Raw genomic sequence first — 17,797 nt, 5'->3', positions numbered from 1 at the left:
TTATCTATTTGGAGAGTTTTATGAAAACCACATGGCGCCGTCTTGCACTAACAGGTGCTTTAACCGCCTTATTTACCCTGCCCACCGCTATGGCAGAAACGGTCACATACAACGTGGATTCCTCCCATACCTTTGCCCGTTTTTCTTATAATCATATGGGGTTAAGCCAGCAGCTGAATCGCTTTAATAAAACCAGCGGTACTGTTGCCCTAGACTTAGAAGCCAAAACAGGGGATGTGCAAATCGAAATCGATACTACCTCTGTAGATACTGGCCATGAAGCGTTTAATGAGCATATTCAGGGCGAGGATTTTCTGGATACAGCCAAATACCCCACTGCTACCTTTAAATCCAGCAAAATCATCTTTGAAGGCGATACCCCTACTGCGGTCGAGGGTGACTTAACCATCAAAGGCGTAACCAAGCCCGTAACCTTAACAGTAACTTCGTTTGCGGCCAAACCCCATCCAATGCTGAAAAAACCTGCTATTGGTGCTGACGCAGAAGTCAAGATCAAACGCTCTGACTTTAACGCGGATAAATTTGCACCCGCAGTAAGCGATGAGGTCACCATCAATATCGCACTCGAAGCGATTGCCAACTAAAAATAAAAAAGACCTTCTTTATGAAGGTCTTTTTTATATGGGTTAGGGTTATAAAATATCGTAAATCGCCTCTAAGGGGCGCCCTAAGCGCACGCCTTTTTTTGTTTGCACCAAAGGGCGATTTAATAGGATCGGATGCTTGGCAATCGCTTCAATCAACTGTTGCTCATCGGCCTGATCTAATTGTAAATCCGTATAAGGCGCTTCATTCGTACGCACTAGCTCTCTAACAGAAAGGTCGCACTGTGCTACCAACGCGTTAAGTTGTTCAACCGATAACGGGGTTTTGAGGTACTCAATTACCTCTGGCTCTAGCCCCTGCTCTTGTAGATAGGCTAATGCAGCACGCGATTTGCTACAACGTGGGTTATGATAAATTTTTGTCATTTACTCTCTACTCGAATAAAAAGGATTAACATAAAATCCTAACTACACACACAAAGGAAAAAACATGATTGATTTATACTACTGGACCACGCCTAATGGTCATAAAATCACGCTTTTTTTAGAGGAAGCCGGTCTGGAATATCAAATCATTCCTATTAATATCGGTAAAGGGGAGCAGTTTCAACCGGATTTTTTAGCCATTGCGCCAAATAACCGTATCCCTGCCATTGTAGATCACACCCCCCAGGATGGAGGGTCCCCTATTTCTGTTTTCGAATCCGGGGCGATTCTACAATACTTAGCAGAAAAAACAGGCTTGTTTTTACCTAAAGATCTACGTCAACGCACCCAAACTCTAGAATGGCTAAATTGGCAAATGGGTGGGCTTGGGCCTATGGCTGGTCAAAACCACCACTTTAACATATATGCTCCAGAAAAAATTGCTTATGCCCAAGAGCGTTATATCAAAGAAACCAATCGTCTCTATGGGGTCTTAAACAAGCAGCTTGCTGATCGTGATTATATTGTTGGGGAATACAGCATTGCCGATATGGCGTGTTATCCTTGGATTGTGCCTCATCAAGCGCAAAGCCAGAACTTAGACGATTTTCCACATTTAAAAGCGTGGTTTGAGCGTATTGCGGCACGGCCTGCAACACAACGTGCTTACGCCAAAGCAGAAACAATCAATACGCAACCTTCTGTTTCTGACGAAGAGTCCCGTAAGCATCTATTTGGCCAAGATGCTTCAATTATTAAATAAGGAATATTTATGATATTACAGTCACCCTATCGCGCAGGGCTTACCGCATTATGCGCTTTAGTCTTAAGCGCTTGTGCGGCTCCGCAAAAAGATATATCGCTTATCCCTACACAGACAGCAGATGTAACGAGCAAGGATGGTGTATTTACTCAACCTCTGCAGTATGAGCGTCAAAAACCTGGTTGTAAGGGTGACTGCCCTCGTTTAAAAGTCGATTCTTTGATTTTCCCTGGGAATAAAGCCTTAACTGACTATGTGGATCAGCAGCTCGCCGATATGACTCAGTTTGATGGGACTTATACAGCACAAGCTAGCGTCTCTGATTTTACTGATTATTATTGGGTCCATGCAGGTCCAAGAGACGAGGTCATTCTTAGTTCAAAAGTGCGATATCGTAATCAGCACCTCACTGTGTTAGAGCTAGGGGCTTGGCAATATTTAACCGGTGCAGCTCATGGTATGGGAGAGATACGCTTTATTAATTGGGATAATCAAAAAAAGCAGGCGCTCACTCTAAAAGATATCGTCAAACCGAATCAAGTACCCGCTTTTATTGAAAAACTACAACAAGCACACCAGCGTTGGCTTGCCACGCAAGAAGCCGCACAAGAAAACCCTACGGAATATAATCGCTTATGGCCATTTCAGCCAAGTGATAATATCGCCCTGACCGATGCCGGCGTTGTTGTGAAATACAACTCTTACGAAATCGCGCCCTACTCATCTGGGCAGCCAGAGCTACTCATTCCTTATCCTGAGCTTCGGGGGATTTTACACCCTGCTTATTTACCCCGTTAATGAAAAAACCCGCTGAGAACAGCGGGTTTTTGCTTTAAATATAGAGCGCTTATTGAGCAAAAACGGATTTAGAGCCGTCTTTATGCCAAGTAAACACATCAAATTTAAACTCTTTTAAATCACCCTGCTCATTCCAAGAAATGGTACCAATGGGGGTATCAACAGAGTTTGCATGGAGATATTCTGCCACGGCGATGGGGTCGTCTTTACCAGCCCCCTCTAATCCCGCTACCAATGCTTGCACCGCAGAATAGGCTGTCATCTGGAAAGCACCACCTGGATCACGACCTTTGTCTTTAAAGGCTTTAACTAGTGCTTCGTTGGCCTCGTCTTTAGTGAAATCTGCTGGCAAGGTTACGAGCATGCCTTCTACTGCATCACCAGCGATAGCATTAATATCCGGGTTCCCCGCACCCTCTGGGCCCATAAAAGTAATACCCAAATTCTGCTCTGCACCCTGACGTAGCAACAAACCCATTTCTGGGTGATAACCACCGTAGTACACAAACTCGGCACCAGAGCCTTTTAGTTTGGTGATAACAGCAGAGTAATCGCTATCGCCCGCATTAATCCCCTCGAAAAGCACCACATCAATGTTGGCTTTTTCTAGATCGTTTTTAACGGCGGTGGCAATCCCTTGGCCATACGACTGCTTATCGTGCAAAACAGCGACTTTTTTGGGTTTAATTTGTTCAATGATGACTTTAGCTGCGGCGGGACCTTGTTGATCATCACGACCGATAGTGCGGAAAATGGTTTCGTAATTTTTACCTTCGGTAACCGCTGGTGCTGTGGCCGAAGGTGAAATCATGATGACACCCTCGTCATTATAAATATCCGTGGCGGCAATCGTAGCGCCAGAGCAAACATGGCCAACGACATAGCCAATGCCCTCGTTGACAACACGGTTTGCCACAACAGGCCCCTGTTTAGGCTCACACGCATCGTCCATGACGACCACTTCAATTTGTTTACCTAACACACCGCCTTTGGCGTTAATTTGCTCTACCGCTGTGTCTACACCCTGTTTGACCATCTCACCATATTGGGTGAGCGCACCGGTAAAAGGACCGGCAACCGCAAATTTAATGGTGTCAGCAAAAGCCGCAGAGCTTGCAAGCATACCAGCAGCTAAACCTAATGCTGCCGCTAAAGGGGTAATACGAATTTTCATAAAAGAACCTCCCATAAGTGCTGCCAGCATACACCGTTTTTTAATCTTTGTTGCAAATTCTAAGCCAAATCTAGGGTTTACGACTAGATTTGGCTCATGGGGAAGAGCTATTAGGCGAGCAAGCTGCGTAGCATCCACGCTGTCTTTTCATGTACATCCAAACGTTGCGTCAAAATATCCGCTGTCGGTTGATCATTAACCGCATCCGCACACTCAAATGCGCTCCGTGCAGTGCGAGCGACGGCTTCATTTGCCTGTAAGAGCAGATTGATCATTTCTTCGGCGCTTGGTACAGAGGTTGGCTCGGCAATAGAAGACAGTTTAGCGAACTCGGCATAAGTACCAGGAGCAAAGTGACCCAAAGCGCGGATACGCTCTGCAATATCATCTAAAGCCTGCCATAGTTCAGTGTATTGGTCCATGAACATGGTGTGCAAGGTGTTGAACATGGGGCCAGTGACGTTCCAATGAAAGTTGTGCGTCATCAAATACAAGGTATAAGAATCGGCTAAAACCTTGGATAGCTCCGTGGCGACTTTAGCACGGTCATCTGCACTAATGCCGATATTTACGGGTACCTGATCGGTATGTGCTACGTTAGTTTTCATTTTTTTCGCCATGTTGAACTCCTTTAATAGTAAAAAGGCTATGTATTAAGATTACCACGCTTAAATAACTAGGGGCGATTATTTATCTATCGCCCCTATTAATAAAAACTATAAGTAATGCACGTTTTGTAAGCCGCACTGCAACACCGCATCGGCCAAAGCCTCTACTGCTGCGGTGCGTGGAAAACTTTTACGCCATATCAATGCAATCCGGCGATCCGGCACCGGCTCACTAAACGGAATGTACTCTAATAAGGCATTGTCTTGTGCTGGAGTAGTGAGTGCGGTAGCTGGCAATACTGTTACCCCAATCCCTGTTGCAACCATATGCCGAATGGTTTCTAATGATGATCCCTCAAAAGTTCGTTGTATGCCTTCGCTGCTAGCTGAAAAACGAGACAATTCAGGGCACACATCAAGCACTTGATCTCTAAAACAATGTCCCGATCCCAGAAGCAGCATGGTCTCATTTTTTAATTCTTGGGCATCAATATGTGAACGCCCCTGCCAAGGATGGTCATGCGGCACAGCCACTACAAAAGGCTCATCGTATAAGGGTTTGACCATAAACCCTGTCTCGGGTAGAGGCAACGCAACAATGGCGGCATCAATTTCACCCTGGCGTAATAGCTCTAATAAACGCACCGTGTAGTTTTCTTGGAGTACTAACGGCATATCTGGCGTGAGCTGAATCTGTTGAGGTACTAACAAAGGCAACAAATAAGGTGCGACGGTATAAATGATCCCCACTCGCAGCGGACCAGATAGCGGGTTTTGTCCCTGACGAGCAATCTCTTTAAGATTCGCGCCCTCTTCTAGCACTTTTTGTGCTTGTTCAATAATGCGCAAACCAATGGGTGTAATACCGACCTCGGCGCCACCCCGCTCAAAAATCACCACATCCAGCTCTTCTTCTAGTTTACGAATTGCTACAGACAAGGTGGGTTGACTTACAAAGCAGGCTTCTGCCGCACGACCAAAATGGCGCTCTCGTGCTACGGCAACAATATATTTTAATTCCGTTAATGTCATTTAACTACGTAAAAACTCTTCTTTTGCCCCCAACCATCGCTTCACATGACGCGTTGCCACAGTAGGGTGTTTTTCATAAAGATAAGACGCACAGGCTTTAGCCTGCTCGATCAAATCAGCATCTTGTTCTAGGTTAGCAAATCGTAATAACATTTGCCCAGATTGTCGTATACCAAGAAACTCGCCAGGCCCACGCAAAGCAAGATCACGCTCTGCTATCTCAAAACCATCTGTGGTTTCATACATAGCACGTAAACGTTGTCGTGCTATAGCAGATAAAGGATGCTGATACAGCAAAATGCAATAAGATTGTTTGGCCCCACGCCCAACACGGCCTCGCAGTTGGTGCAATTGAGCTAGCCCAAATCGCTCTGCATGCTCAATGACCATAATGGTGGCATTGGGCACATCTACGCCAACCTCAATCACTGTTGTCGCAACCAATATATCTAATTGGGCTTGTCTAAATGTTTCCATGACGACATTTTTTTCTGCGCTACTCATACGCCCATGTAATAAGCCAATGCGTAAACCAGGCAAAGCTTGGGTCATTTGCTCATAGGTATCCTCGGCCGTTTGCAGCTGTAGCGCTTCGCTTTCCTCGATTAAGGGGCAAACCCAATAAACTTGCTGCCCTGCTTGTACAGCAGCCTGTATGCGTTGCATCATCTCATCACGCCGGTCTGCGACGACAAGCTTTGTTTGCACAGGACTGCGCCCAGGAGGAAGTTCGTCGATAATTGAAACATCCAGATCAGAATAAAAAGTCATGGCTAACGTCCGGGGAATAGGCGTCGCACTCATATTTAACTGATGTGGCAATAAGGTTTGGCCTTGATCATCAAGATTACGAAGGCTATCAGTGGCTTTACGGCTCAGATCCAAACGCTGCGTGACACCAAAGCGATGCTGCTCATCCAAAATCACCAAACCTAGACGTGCAAAATGGACCTTGTCTTGGATTAAAGCTTGGGTTCCAACGATAAGTTGGCTTTGGCCCTGTGTGATGGCTTCGTAAGCATGACGTCGTTGCACCATTGTCAGACTCCCACTTAACCAGCTTACGGTTATACCTAAAGGAGCTAACCAGCCCTGAAGCTTTTGATAATGCTGCTCAGCCAAAAGCTCTGTAGGAGCCATTAACGCCACTTGATATCCCTGTTCAATGGCTTGTACCGCCGCAAAAGCTGCTACCACTGTTTTACCGCTTCCTACATCGCCCTGAAGCAAACGATGCATGGGTTGCGCTCGCTGCATATCCGCAGAGATTTCCGCAATGACACGCTGTTGCGCAGCGGTTAAGTGAAATGGCAATTGATGTAATAGCTGAGAAGCAAGATCTTGAGAGGCTGCAATTGCAGGGGCTTTGAGTTTGGCACGACGAGCACGTGCTGCAGCTAAAGATAATTGCTGAGCTAATAACTCATCGAATTTAATACGCTTCCATGCGGGATGTGTTTGATTTAATAACGCTTGGCTTTGCTCCGCAGCAGGATAATGCAATGCTCGCACGGCGTGCGCAAACTCCCATAAATCATATTGTTGTCGCACACTAGGGGGGAGCGTGTCGTCAAGCTCAACGTCCTCTAGAGCTTGAAGAATCGCCTTGCGTAAAGCGGGCTGTGATAAACCTTCGGTAGTAGGATAAATGGGAGTGAGCGTCGTCGCTAAGGGAGCTCCAGCCTGTGAGACCTTGGGGTGTACCATTTCAATGGCTGTTTGAAAGCCTCGACGTACCTCTCCGCGCAGGCGCAAGGTTTGTCCAACTTGGAACTGTTTGATCTGGTTCGGATAATAATGCAAAAGGCGAACCATGAGTTCGCCACTGGAGTCTCGTACCAATGCCTGTAATTGGCGACGCGGGCGTTGCAAAATATGTTGTTGTACTACCGTGCCCTCGATTTGGGCATACTCGCCTACGGCAAGCGAGGCAATAGGATGGATTTGGGTTTGGTCCTCGTAACGCAAAGGTAAATGCACCACAAAATCCATCGGTTTTACCAAGCCCAGCTTGGCTAAGCGCTCTGCTAGGCTTGGTTTTTTTGCGTTTTTTTTGCTTGTGGTGTCGGCCAATGCCCTACCTCAATCAAATAACAACAATCGCCTCAACTTCGAATTGAGCGTTTTTAGGCAGGCTGGCTACCCCTAAGGTAGAGCGTGCAGGATAAGGCTGTGGCATGACTTCTGCCATGATGGCGTTGACACTGGCGAACTTACTAAGATCGGTTAGAAATAAATTTAATTTTACTACCTGCTCTAACGATCCGCCTGCCGCCTGAATCACAGCAGCCATGTTTTCAAAACATTGACGAACTTGTGCCTCAAAATTATCCGATACCAGCTCACCAGTTTTAGGATCCAGACCAATTTGCCCTGACACATAAACTGTTTTGCCACCGGAGACGGCAACCGCTTGTGAATAGGGACCAACTGCGGCCGGTGCCGCCTCTGTTTGAATAATTTGTTTACTCATAAATGGCCTTTAGGCAAAAGTTAGAACAACCTTGATTTTACGCAGCAACCACGTAAATTAACAAGTCAAAAACCCGTGCTTACTTTTCTACAAAAGCACGCTCAATGACATAGTCACCAGGTTGCCCTACCCCAGGGGAAATTTCCATGCCGCGCGCATTTAATAATGCACTAATATCCTCTAGCATGGCGGGGCTACCGCAAATCATTGCACGGTCTTGTTTGGGGTCAATTTCAGGTAGACCAATATCCGTAAAGAGCTTACCGCTTTCGATCAAAGTCGTGATGCGACCCTCGTTACGAAATGGCTCACGGGTGACGGTAGGATAATAAATGAGCTTTTCTTTGATCAAATCCCCAAAATATTCATTATTGGGTAATTCGTTTTCGATAAAATCTTTGTAAGCCAGCTCGCTGACGTAGCGTACCCCATGAATCAGTACCACTTTTTCAAAACGCTCATACGTTTCTGGGTCTTGAATAATACTCATATAGGGGGCTAACCCAGTACCTGTGCCAAAAAGATAAAGATTGCGCCCAGCACGCAAATCATCCACAACAAGCGTACCAACAGGCTTGCGGCTCATAAGAATTTTATCGCCAACCTGCAAGTGCTGTAAGCGCGAAGTTAAGGGACCATCAGGTACTTTAATGCTTAAAAACTCAAGATGTTCTGCATAGTTGGGGCTGGCTACACTATAAGCGCGCATCAACGGTTTGCCATCGACCTCTAGCCCAATCATCACAAAGTGACCATTGGTAAAGCGCAACGCCGTATCACGCGTTGTTGTAAAAGAAAATAAAGTATCGTTCCAGTGATGCACACTAAGTACGGTTTCTGTATTAAATGCTGCCATAAGTCAAAAATAGAAAAAGAGAAGAATTTGGCTTAAGTTTACCCCGTTATGCGGGGATAACCCTAATTATTTGAGTGGTCACCATACAAAACTTGATCTAAAGGGGTCTTTAATACAGATCAAAGTTCTAGCAGTTAGTTCCCATAAGTGGGTATTAACCTCTTGAGACTCGCGTCAGAGTCTGCTATTGTTGCACTCAATGATGATAATCATTATCATTTAAAGTTAATACTTAAAACATATTTCGTCATCGTTGGAGTAAACGAATGCGTCTCAAAACCTCTTTGCGAACCTTAATGGGTAGTTTAGCTGTTGCTACGATGGGGCTATCGGCAGCGCCCGCCATGGCTGCTGATGAAATCAATATCTACACCACCCGTGAACCCCGTTTGATTTTACCCATTTTGGAATCGTTCACATCTGACACCAACATTAAGGTTAACACCGTATTTGTAAAAGACGGTTTAATTGAGCGCGTCAAAACCGAAGGGGAGCAATCTCCTGCCGATATTTTAATGACGGTGGACATTGGAAATTTACTGGATTTAGTCGAAGCCGGTGTAACACAACCGGTTGAATCCAAGGCATTAACCGAAGCCATTCCTGCGCATCTACGTGGCGAGGATAACCAATGGTTTAGCTTATCCATGCGTGATCGCGTGGCTTATGTCGCCGCCGATATGGACGATGTAACCGAACTCACTTATGAGGATTTTGCTGACCCGCGCTGGAAAGGCAAAGTCTGCATCCGTTCTGGTCAACACCCATATAATACGGCTTTAATTGCGGCCATGATTGCACATAATGGTTCAGAAGCAACCGAACAATGGCTCAAAGGTGTTAAAGCGAATCTCGGGCGTAAAGCCGCTGGTGGCGACCGTGATGTTGCACGTGATATTTTAGGCGGTATTTGCGATGTGGGCATTGCAAATGCCTATTATGTTGGTCGCATGAAAAATGCAGAGCCCGGCTCTGACTCCTACAAATGGGGCGAAGCCATTAAAGTGGTACGTCCTACATTTAAACAAAGCGGTGGCACACACGTAAACATTTCCGGGGCAGCTGTAGCTAAACACTCCCCGAACAAAGAGAATGCGGTTAAACTGCTAGAGTATTTGGTTTCGGATAAAGCACAAAGTCTCTATGCCAAAGCCAACTACGAATACCCGGTTAAAGCGGGAGTAGAACTCGACCCTACCGTCGCTAGTTTTGGCGAACTACATGTCGATAATCTTCCTCTCACAGAAATCGCCAAGCACCGTAAACTGGCTAGCGAACTCGTAGATAAAGTTGGATTCAATAACTAAATCTTCCTACTCTACGACTACGGCCGCTGCAGCTACGTTACAGGCTCAGCGGCCTCTGTGCGTTTATCACCCTTTCACTATGTTGTCTTCTATGCGCGCGCAGCAAAGCGTAGGTAAAAGCTGGTTCTTTTTAACTCTAGGCATTACCTGTTTAGTTTTAGCACCGGTCACCGTACTGGTTTGGCATGCTTTTCAGGGCTCCACAGAGCACTGGCAGTTGCTACTTAATCACGTGTTACCCGTGGCCTTTAGTAATACAGTGCTGTTATTAATAGGCGTGGGGGTTCTGGTTACCGCCCTTGGTGTGGGGAGCGCCTGGCTCATGACGGCCTATGCTTTCCCAACACGTCATCTTTTATCCTGGGCGCTGTTGCTCCCGTTAGCGGTGCCCACCTACATTGTGGCGTTCGCCTACTTAGATATTTTGCACCCGATTGGCCCGGTGCAAACATGGATTCGAGAGTTACTGGGTTACACCAGCCCCCGTCAATTTCGATTGCCTGATATTCGCTCGTTGCCCGGTGCGATTTTTTTATTAGGCTTTGTGCTCTATCCCTATGTGTATTTAAGCACTCGCGCCATGTTTGCTACCCAAGCAGCCAGTTTGCTTGAGGCAGCACGGGTCTTAGGCGAAAGTCAGCGTAGTGTCTTTTATCGAGTCGCCCTGCCTATGGCCCGCCCCGCTGTCGCCGTAGGCGTTAGCTTAGCGCTACTTGAAACATTAAATGATATTGGGGCCTCGGAATTTTTAGGGATTCAAACATTAACTGTATCCATTTATACGACCTGGGTTACTCGCTCTGATTTGGCCGGTGCGGCACAAATTGCACTATCCATGCTTGCCATTGTGGCTACCCTGATTATGGTTGAGCGCTATGGGCGGCGTCATCAGCGGTATAGTCAAAATCAACGCTCTCACCCTGTACAACCTATCGCATTACGTGGGCTCCCCGCTCTGATTGCTATGTTGCTTGGCTGGACCCCCGTTATCATTGGTTTTGTTGCTCCAGCGCTTTATCTGCTAAGCGAAAGCTATAAACACTTTCATTTAGTTGGCGAGGTGTCAGATCAACTGCTTAGCAGTGCATGGAACACCATTCATATTGCTTTTATCGCTACGGCAGTCACTATTATTGCTGGGCTGATTGTGGCGTGGACGGCACGTACTGTTCGTTATGGCCAAAAGCAAGGATTCATTATTGCTTTATCTAAGTTTGCCTCCATAGGTTACGCTGTTCCGGGAACAGTATTAGCCATTGGCTTATTAAGCCCATTGGTTTTCTTTGATCAAAGCCTACAAACCGTCATTAATTGGTTTAAAGACACCCCACCCCAGCTTTTTTTAATGGGGTCTTCTGCTGCCTTAGTATTGGCTTATGTGATTCGCTTTTTAGCAATTGCGGCGGGGGGGATTGAAGCCGGTTTAGCTCGCATTCCCCCTTCTATTGAGCAGGCTTCTCGCTTATTAGGAGAAAGCCCTGCAGGCACCCTCAAACGAGTGCATTTACCCTTATTGCGCCCCGCTTTGGGAGCAGCCGCACTATTAATTTTTGTGGACGCCATGAAAGAGCTTCCTGCCACATTAATGTTGCGTCCAATGAATTTTGAAACGTTGGCGACTTGGCTATATGCCGAGGCGGCACGAGGCACCTATGAAGAAGGTGCGGTCGCTGCTTTAGCCATTGTGGTAGCTGGATTATTGCCAGTGGTATTACTGGCGCGCTCCCAGCTAAAAACCACACGTGCTTCATTTAAAGGATAAGACATGACGTCATCCAACACGGCCTATTTAGATTTACAACAATTGTCTTTAGCTTATGAAACGCCAGAAGGCTTAAAAACTGTTGTCAACCAACTAGATCTACAAGTCGATAAAGGACACATTGGTTGCTTATTAGGTGCATCTGGTTGCGGTAAAACGACCGTTTTACGCGCTATTGCAGGCTTTGAGCCTTTACGCCAAGGGCATATATATCTAAATGGGCAATTACTGTCTTCCCCAGAGTACACCATCGTCCCCGAAAAACGTCAGGTGGGTATGATGTTCCAAGATTACGCGTTGTTCCCACATCTTAGTATTGAAAAAAATATCGGATTTGGACTACGCAAATGGGACAAACATAAGCGACAAGAGCGTATCGAAGACATGTTACAGCTGGTGGGTTTAGAGGACTTGGCTAAGCGTTATCCACACGAGCTATCCGGGGGGCAACAGCAGCGTGTTGCTTTAGCACGGGCTTTAGCCCCTGAGCCTTCGCTACTGTTATTGGATGAGCCTTTCTCTAATTTGGATGTGGACACCCGTGAGCGTTTAGCATTTGAAGTACGGGAAATACTACAAAAAACGGGGTTAACCGCGATTTTAGTGACACATAACCAAGCAGAAGCTTTTGCTATAGCTGATCGAATCGGGGTAATGAAAGACGGTCAAATCGTACAGTGGGATACCGCGTATGGCTTGCACCACCACCCTGTGAATGATTTTGTAGCGGACTTTATTCGTCGCGAAGCCTTATTAAGCCAACGCGCCCAAGCCTTTGCTCGGGGCGAAGCGGCTTAAATCAATTTATTGGCCGGTGGTTAGCCACCAATACGAATCACCGGCTCAATAATAATTGCAGGTATGCTCACCCCATAACCAGAATGTCGCGGCGGCTTACTACGATATGCATGAGGATGGCCTCTGGGCTTACAATCACGCTTTTCTTTATAACGGCCGTTTTTCTTGTATTCTCTTTTCACTTTACAGTGCCCATCCCAGTATTCATATTTCTGGTTATGATGCCGGTGATGTTTGCTGTGCCAATGATCCGCACTGGCCGTATAACTCAACCCAAGTAAAGCACAGGCCAAAGCTACCTTTGCCATACGCATAACAGACTCCTATAACGTATTGATGTCCTTGAGTGTAGCTATAGAAACAGAAAAATGTTTGAGTAATTATGACAAAGCCATACCAATTGTCTATTTAAAAAGCCCATGAAATTCATGGGCTTAACTTTAAATGTAGAGTAGCAATCTATAGCGTGTAGTACATATCGAACTCAATAGGATGGGGAGTCATACGCATACGGGTGACTTCTTGCCTTTTCAGGTCGATATAAGCATCGATCATTTCATTGCTAAACACACCACCACGTGTTAAAAACTCGCGATCTTTATCTAAGTGCTCCAGAGCTTCTTCTAAAGAATGGCAAACGGCTGGGATTTTTGCGTCCTCTTCGGGAGGTAAATCGTATAAGTTTTTATCTGCGGCGTCTCCAGGGTGAATCTTATTTTGAATACCATCCAAACCCGCCATTAACAGTGCCGCGAAAGCAAGATAAGGGTTAGCCATCGGGTCGGGGAAGCGGGCTTCTACGCGCCGTGCTTTGGGATTGCTAACGTAAGGAATACGAATCGAGGCAGAACGATTACGCGCAGAGTAAGCTAGCTTAACCGGTGCCTCGTAATGGGGAACCAAGCGCTTATAGGAATTAGTGGTAGGGTTAGTAATGGCGTTTAAAGCACGAGCATGATGGATGATACCACCAATATAATAGAGCGCCGTTTCTGAAAGCCCGCCATACCCGTCACCTGCAAAAATATTAACACCGTCTTTCCAGATCGACTGGTGTACATGCATGCCAGAACCACTGTCACCCAGTACAGGTTTAGGCATAAACGTCGCCGTTTTTCCATACACGTGCGCCACATTATGCACAGTGTATTTCAAGATTTGGTTCCAATCTGCTCGTTTTACGAGCGTAGAGAATCGTGTACCGATTTCAACCTGCCCTGACGCCCCGACCTCGGAATGATGAATTTCCACTGGAACCCCTTGTTGTTCCAGTAATAAGCACATTTCTGAGCGAATATCATGATGATGATCCACAGGCGGTACAGGAGAATACCCCCCCTGATGACGAGCTCTGTAGCCGGAGTTATTACGATTGGGGTGATCGATACCAGATGCCCACTGAGCGGTATCGGAATCAATTTTTACAAAGGAACCCGAGGGCTGATCATCCCAACGTACCCCATCAAAAATAAAAAACTCAGGCTCTGGACCAAAAAAGGCCGTATCGCCAATACCGGTTGCTTGCAGGTAAATTTCGGCGCGTTTAGCAATGGAGCGAGGGTCACGGTCATATCCATTTAAATCCGCCGGATCAACCACATCACAGCTTAGAACCAATGTGGGCTCTTCACGAAAAGGGTCAAAGCGCACAGTATCTAAGTCGGGCATCAACAACATATCGGATGCTTCAATCCCTTTCCAGCCCGGCATGGACGACCCATCAAAAGCCACGCCACTTTCGATCAGATCTTCGTCAAAACGCGTTGCAGGAATAGTTAAATGATGTTCTCGTCCTAAAGTATCCGTAAAACGAAGGTCCACAAAGGCAATATCGTTTTCAGTAATCCGGGTTAGGATATCATCGGCGGTAGACATGAAGGCTCCAAATCAATTAGCAAATAAAGGGCTTTTACGACATGGCCCATTTAGTATCTTAAAGCATTCTGTTGTGAGTTCGGGCATTTTTTCGTTAAAAACATCAAAAATTGTTAGCCCACCTCGAGGAACATTTCTTGTAAATCATTTAAAAAGCGCCAGCCTAATGCAGAGGCTTGGATACGAGTGGGATGAGGGTCTAGTAAGCCTTTGGCAATAGCTTGACGAATCGTAGGCAAAATGGTGGTTAAAGGCTGACCCGTGCGCTCTTCAAAATACGTAGCCGGCACACCATGGCGCAAACGTAAGGCGTTTAACATAAACTCGAAGGGTAAATCCTGTGCGTCCACCGTTCTATCCTCGGCCAAATGGCTACCATCCCGGGTAGTGGCTTGATCCATCCATCGCTGCGGATTGCGTACCCGCGCCTGACGCACAATACGATCATGAAAAGATAACTTGCTGTGCGCACCTGGCCCGATACCTAAATAATCACCAAATTCCCAATAGTTAGTATTATGTACCGCTTGGTGGCCAGCTTGGGCATAAGCAGAGACCTCATAGTGCTCATAACCCTGCTCAGCAGTTAATTCGATTAACGCATCTTGCATTGCGGCGCTTTCATCATCGGAAGGCAATGGCGGGGGGTATTTAGCAAACACCGTATTCGGCTCTAAAGTCAGGTGATATAGCGATAAGTGCGAGGTATTAAAAGAAAGAGCTGTATTTATATCCAGTAACGCTTCTTCTACTCGCTGCTGTGGCAGCGCATACATCACATCTAAATTTACCCGCTCTACCGCATCCAGTGCAAAGCCTATCGCGGCTTTGGCTTGTTGGGCATCATGAACACGGCCCAAAGCAAGCAAGGCCCGATCATTAAAGCTCTGAATTCCTAAAGACAAGCGATTAACACCGCTACGACCATATGCAGCAAATTTAGCCGCCTCTGCTGTGCCTGGATTGGCTTCGAGGGTAATCTCGGCATAAGGTTGCAGCGGCAAATAAGCACGAATTAAACTGATTAACTCATCCACTGCAGCAGCACTTAATAAGCTAGGCGTCCCCCCCCCAATAAAAACAGACACGATGGACCGACCCCACACTAATGGCAGGGCCTGTTCTAAATCCGCCTGTAGCGCGCGCAGATAATCTGCTTCTGGAATCGTATCTGGAGCCTGATGAGAGTTAAAATCACAATATGGACATTTACGCACACACCAAGGCACATGCACATACAATGCCAAGGGAGGCAAACTATTTAATAACGAGCTCTCGGCTTGCGCCTGTGGCCGTATTCGTACTACAGGTAGAGTATCCATTAGTTATGCAGTTCAGCTAAACGTTGTGCTAGAATTTTTAAGGCTTGAGCGCGATGACTAAAATGATTTTTTTGCTCTGCTGATAACTGTGCTGCTGTGCAATCTAAATCTGGCACATAAAAAACGGGATCATAGCCAAAACCGTTATCCCCTATGGGCTGATCTGCGATCTCACCCCACCAGACTCCTTCGGCAACAATGGGCCGCGGGTCTTCAGGATGATTCACATACACCAAGACAGAAACAAAACAGGCTTTACGTTGGGTTTGATTCTGCATACGCGCTAATAACAGACGGTTATTATCCGCATCCCCCTTACCTGCCTCATGTAGCTGCGCATAGCGTGCTGAATAAACGCCGGGGGCGCCGTCCAGCGCGATCACACACAACCCTGAATCATCGGCGACAGCTGGCATACCGGTAACAGCACTCGCGTGACGCGCTTTAGTCAGTGCATTTTCTAAAAAAGTGCCATAGGGCTCATCGGCTTCGCTGACACCTAACTGCCCTTGCGGTATGACGTGAAGCGACAAGGGCTCAAATAACGCCTGAAACTCCTTAAGTTTGCCGGGGTTGTTTGACGCCAACACGATTTTTTTTGTTTGCATGTTTTCCTCGTTAGTAGTGGATACCTTGATCCGCTAATGCTTGTTTTTGTAAAGCAATCAGCTCTGTAATCCCGTGCTGAGCATAATCTAACAACACATTCAGTTCGCTACGATCAAAACACCGCCCCTCAGAAGTGCCTTGAATCTCTACAAACTGCATCGCCCCATTCATCACAATATTGACATCGGCATCACAGCTAGAGTCTTCTTCGTAGTTTAGATCCAATAGCGCATTGCCATCTTTCATCCCTACTGAAACCGCAGCCACATGGTCTTTTAGTGGATTAGTATCAATCACATCATTTTCTAATAAATGATTGACTGCTAAAGCGGCCGCAATCCACGCCCCTGTAATACTAGCGCACCGCGTACCACCATCGGCTTGCAGTACATCACAATCAATATGTATGGTGCGCTCGCCTAAAGCAGCTAAATCAAATACCGCACGCAAACTACGCCCAATAAGACGCTGGATTTCTTGGGTGCGCCCAGTCTGTTTGCCACGGGCGGCTTCGCGGTCAGAGCGCGTATGGGTTGCGCGTGGCAACATACCATATTCGGCGGTAACCCAACCCTGAGCTCTATCTTTAAGAAAAGGAGGCACTTTTTCTAGAACGCTTGCATTACACAATACATGGGTATTACCCATTTTAATCAACACAGAGCCCTCTGCATATTGACTAAAACCGGCTTCTATCTGAACCGGACGTAATGTTTTGGTATCTCGGTGATCGCTTCGCAACATAGTCTTTCCTTATTCTAAAGGCTCTAGTGTACTATGAGCCACGCTCTCGCCTACAATAGATCTTTAGTTTTTGACGAGAGGATAACTATGATTCGCAGCATGACCGCTTTTGCTAATGCCCGCACGGAGTTTGAGTTTGGCACCCTAAGTATTGATATTCGTAGCGTGAACAATCGTTTTTTAGATTTACATCTGCGCCTACCCGAAGAGCTTCGTTTTAGCGAAGCCGCTATCAGAGAGCAGCTAACCCAAACCTTGCAACGCGGTAAAGTAGAAATCCGAGTTCAGTTTCAGCGTGCTTTTAATGCAGAGCAAAATCAATTGCACCCAGAGCTACTTGCGCAATTAGCCGCCCAGCTGCAAGCGGCGCGTAACATTATCCCTGATATCCCTGCCCCACGTCTTAGTGAAGTCATCGCACTCCATCATCAAGAGCAAGGGCTCGATCACGAAGTCTGGCTACCGATAATTTTGCGTTGTCTAGAGAGCGCTTTGCATGATTTTCAAGCCGCCAAAGCACGCGAGGGACAACGCTTGGCCGAAGCCATGCAACAGCTTGCAGAGCAAATGAGCGAACATGTTCAAGTCGTAGAGCAACATTTACCGGATATTTTGCGCGAACAACAACAAAAGATTGCAGACCGTTTACACGAAGCACTCACAGGGGTAAGCCCAGATGGCTTT

Annotated in this window: 19 protein-coding genes; 7 read left to right on the top strand and 12 right to left on the bottom strand. The window is 46.6% G+C overall.

The window, feature by feature from the left end:
* Window positions 1-20: 20 nt before the first annotated feature.
* A complete protein-coding gene (locus tag Q1V74_RS01915) occupies window positions 21-605 on the top strand; it encodes a YceI family protein (RefSeq protein ID WP_300646813.1) in 585 nt (194 codons plus the stop codon).
* 48 nt (window positions 606-653) lie between these two features.
* Here Q1V74_RS01915 and arsC read toward each other — a convergent pair whose 3' ends face one another.
* Window positions 654-992, bottom strand: a complete 339-nt coding sequence (gene arsC / locus Q1V74_RS01910) for an arsenate reductase (glutaredoxin) (protein WP_300646812.1) — start codon at window positions 990-992, stop codon at window positions 654-656.
* Between the two features lie 64 nt (window positions 993-1,056).
* On the opposite strand from arsC, the gene Q1V74_RS01905 reads away from it, so the two are divergent.
* Window positions 1,057-1,755, top strand: a complete 699-nt coding sequence (locus Q1V74_RS01905; protein ID WP_300646811.1) for a glutathione binding-like protein — start codon at window positions 1,057-1,059, stop codon at window positions 1,753-1,755.
* 9 nt (window positions 1,756-1,764) lie between these two features.
* Entirely contained in the window at window positions 1,765-2,553 is a 789-nt protein-coding gene (locus Q1V74_RS01900) for an RsiV family protein (protein WP_300646810.1), read from the top strand.
* A gap of 49 nt (window positions 2,554-2,602) precedes the next feature.
* On the opposite strand, the gene Q1V74_RS01895 is transcribed toward Q1V74_RS01900, so the two are convergent.
* The 6 genes from Q1V74_RS01895 to Q1V74_RS01870 form a co-directional block, all read right to left on the bottom strand.
* Complete coding sequence (locus Q1V74_RS01895; RefSeq protein ID WP_300646809.1) at window positions 2,603-3,742, bottom strand: branched-chain amino acid ABC transporter substrate-binding protein; 1,140 nt, start codon at window positions 3,740-3,742, stop codon at window positions 2,603-2,605.
* Window positions 3,743-3,837: 95 nt separating this feature from the next.
* Entirely contained in the window at window positions 3,838-4,347 is a 510-nt protein-coding gene (locus Q1V74_RS01890) for a Dps family protein (RefSeq protein WP_300646808.1), read from the bottom strand.
* A gap of 96 nt (window positions 4,348-4,443) precedes the next feature.
* A complete protein-coding gene (locus Q1V74_RS01885; protein WP_300646807.1) occupies window positions 4,444-5,367 on the bottom strand; it encodes a LysR substrate-binding domain-containing protein in 924 nt (307 codons plus the stop codon).
* A complete protein-coding gene (gene recG, locus Q1V74_RS01880; RefSeq protein ID WP_300646859.1) occupies window positions 5,368-7,371 on the bottom strand; it encodes an ATP-dependent DNA helicase RecG in 2,004 nt (667 codons plus the stop codon).
* 82 nt (window positions 7,372-7,453) lie between these two features.
* Window positions 7,454-7,840, bottom strand: coding sequence for a Rid family detoxifying hydrolase (locus Q1V74_RS01875; RefSeq protein WP_260648752.1), 387 nt, complete (start codon window positions 7,838-7,840; stop codon window positions 7,454-7,456).
* Between the two features lie 79 nt (window positions 7,841-7,919).
* Window positions 7,920-8,696: a ferredoxin--NADP reductase gene (locus Q1V74_RS01870; RefSeq protein WP_300646806.1), complete on the bottom strand. Its 777-nt coding sequence runs from the start codon at window positions 8,694-8,696 to the stop codon at window positions 7,920-7,922.
* 296 nt (window positions 8,697-8,992) lie between these two features.
* Between Q1V74_RS01870 and Q1V74_RS01865 the strand changes: the two genes are divergently transcribed.
* The 3 genes from Q1V74_RS01865 to Q1V74_RS01855 all read left to right on the top strand — a co-directional run bounded on the left by Q1V74_RS01865 (window position 8,993) and on the right by Q1V74_RS01855 (window position 12,563).
* Entirely contained in the window at window positions 8,993-10,003 is a 1,011-nt protein-coding gene (locus tag Q1V74_RS01865; RefSeq protein WP_260648961.1) for a Fe(3+) ABC transporter substrate-binding protein, read from the top strand.
* A 79-nt stretch (window positions 10,004-10,082) separates the two neighbouring features.
* Window positions 10,083-11,765, top strand: coding sequence for an iron ABC transporter permease (locus Q1V74_RS01860; RefSeq protein WP_260648754.1), 1,683 nt, complete (start codon window positions 10,083-10,085; stop codon window positions 11,763-11,765).
* 3 nt (window positions 11,766-11,768) lie between these two features.
* Window positions 11,769-12,563 (top strand): ABC transporter ATP-binding protein, encoded by a 795-nt coding sequence (locus Q1V74_RS01855; RefSeq protein ID WP_300646805.1) that lies wholly within the window; start codon window positions 11,769-11,771, stop codon window positions 12,561-12,563.
* Window positions 12,564-12,583: 20 nt separating this feature from the next.
* On the opposite strand, the gene Q1V74_RS01850 is transcribed toward Q1V74_RS01855, so the two are convergent.
* From Q1V74_RS01850 to rph, 5 genes are all read right to left on the bottom strand, one after another.
* Window positions 12,584-12,877, bottom strand: a complete 294-nt coding sequence (locus Q1V74_RS01850; RefSeq protein ID WP_300646804.1) for a hypothetical protein — start codon at window positions 12,875-12,877, stop codon at window positions 12,584-12,586.
* Between the two features lie 145 nt (window positions 12,878-13,022).
* A complete protein-coding gene (glnA, locus tag Q1V74_RS01845) occupies window positions 13,023-14,438 on the bottom strand; it encodes a type I glutamate--ammonia ligase (RefSeq protein WP_300646803.1) in 1,416 nt (471 codons plus the stop codon).
* Between the two features lie 113 nt (window positions 14,439-14,551).
* Window positions 14,552-15,760: a radical SAM family heme chaperone HemW gene (gene hemW / locus Q1V74_RS01840; RefSeq protein ID WP_300646802.1), complete on the bottom strand. Its 1,209-nt coding sequence runs from the start codon at window positions 15,758-15,760 to the stop codon at window positions 14,552-14,554.
* Window positions 15,760-16,368 (bottom strand): RdgB/HAM1 family non-canonical purine NTP pyrophosphatase, encoded by a 609-nt coding sequence (rdgB, locus tag Q1V74_RS01835; protein ID WP_300646801.1) that lies wholly within the window; start codon window positions 16,366-16,368, stop codon window positions 15,760-15,762. The genes hemW and rdgB overlap by 1 nt, the downstream gene beginning before the upstream one ends.
* Before the next feature lie 10 nt (window positions 16,369-16,378).
* A complete protein-coding gene (gene rph / locus Q1V74_RS01830) occupies window positions 16,379-17,113 on the bottom strand; it encodes a ribonuclease PH (protein ID WP_300646800.1) in 735 nt (244 codons plus the stop codon).
* Window positions 17,114-17,200: 87 nt separating this feature from the next.
* Here rph and Q1V74_RS01825 point away from each other — a divergent pair.
* A partial coding sequence (locus Q1V74_RS01825; protein ID WP_300646799.1) for a YicC/YloC family endoribonuclease occupies window positions 17,201-17,797 on the top strand: 597 nt, incomplete at its 3' end.

Source organism: Paenalcaligenes sp. (assembly GCF_030152715.1).
Taxonomy (GTDB): domain Bacteria; phylum Pseudomonadota; class Gammaproteobacteria; order Burkholderiales; family Burkholderiaceae_B; genus Paenalcaligenes; species Paenalcaligenes hermetiae.
Note: the sequence above shows the minus strand (reverse complement) of the source record. Positions and strands in the feature narration are given on the sequence as shown.